Here is a 1,129-nt window from a genome sequence, read left to right as displayed (position 1 = left end):
TCTGCCCTTTGTGCTTCCCAGAGCTGTTTTCTATGAGGTTCAGACCCGCATACTTCTGTATCTGTCTGGCATCTTCAAACCTTGAGATATCTCCTATTTCTGCAATAATAGCTGTAGCCGTTACAATCCCAATTCCTTTGATTTCAAGAATTTCCTTTGCACCTTGAACTTGCACTAGAAGAATTTCCATTTCAGATTTTATCTCTTCTAATTGTTCCAAATACATTTCATATTCCTTCAGCAGATATTCTAGCTCTTTTTGGCCCATCCTTAATCCTTCAGTACATCCTACAGACCCTGATGCTGCTACCAAAAGTCTTTGTGCTCGTTTCATCCCAACACCTTGCTTGATTTCCTTCTTCCATGTCTCCAGCACCTTGGCTTCACCAAGTTCTACTATCATCGACGGTAGTGGAAATGACTTTAATGTAATCATCGCCGACTTACATTCCCAGTTTCTAAAAACCGTTGGAAACTCAGGAAAGTAATTATCTAGCCACTGAATTATTTTGTTTTCAACTACGCTTTTACATCCAATTACATGCTCATATATCTTAACTATATTTCTTAATTCTGCGTAAACCCCAGTTGCTACATAGGTTTCAAAGTATCTTCCATCAATTACTAGTTTGGCGATTGTTTTCGGATCCTTACGGTCATTCTTGGTCTGACTGTTGTCATCCATTTCCTTACTAATTTTTACATGGTACGGATTAACCATTACATATTTAAAATCTTTGATTCTACAAAACTCAGCAAAGTTGTACCAATAGTGCCCAGTTGGTTCAAACCCAATTATTATATTATCAAGGTCATTTTCCTTCATAACCTCTAAAGCCCAGTTCCTAAAGCTTTTGAAGCCTTCTTGATTATTGGTAAATGAAATGACCTTATCTAGTTCAATTCGTCTGTAATTAAAGGCTCTGGCGTAATGTACTTCCTTTGCAATATCAATTCCGACTACTAAAGTTTTTTCTGTTACTTGAAGAATCTTTTCATTTTGTTTATAATTCATGTTATGTACCCTCTTTCGTTATTAGTGATAAGAACTCGCAATGGCTCTTATACACAGTATTTTAACAGAGGGTACTTTTGTTTTCAAAGGTCAAAAAACTTCATTACAGGAATG

1 protein-coding gene is annotated in these 1,129 nt (G+C 36.3%); it reads right to left on the bottom strand.

Translation table 11 applies throughout. The features are described from left to right. A partial coding sequence (locus RBH29_RS17710; RefSeq protein WP_306698337.1) for an IS110 family RNA-guided transposase occupies nucleotides 1-1,015 on the bottom strand: 1,015 nt, incomplete at its 3' end. Nucleotides 1,016-1,129: the final 114 nt, after the last annotated feature.

Origin of the sequence: Herbivorax alkaliphila (genome assembly GCF_030848475.1) — a bacterium.
Classification (GTDB): Bacteria; Bacillota; Clostridia; order Acetivibrionales; family Acetivibrionaceae; genus Herbivorax.
The sequence above is the reverse complement of the archived record's forward strand: the minus strand, read 5'-3'. Positions and strand labels throughout refer to the sequence as shown.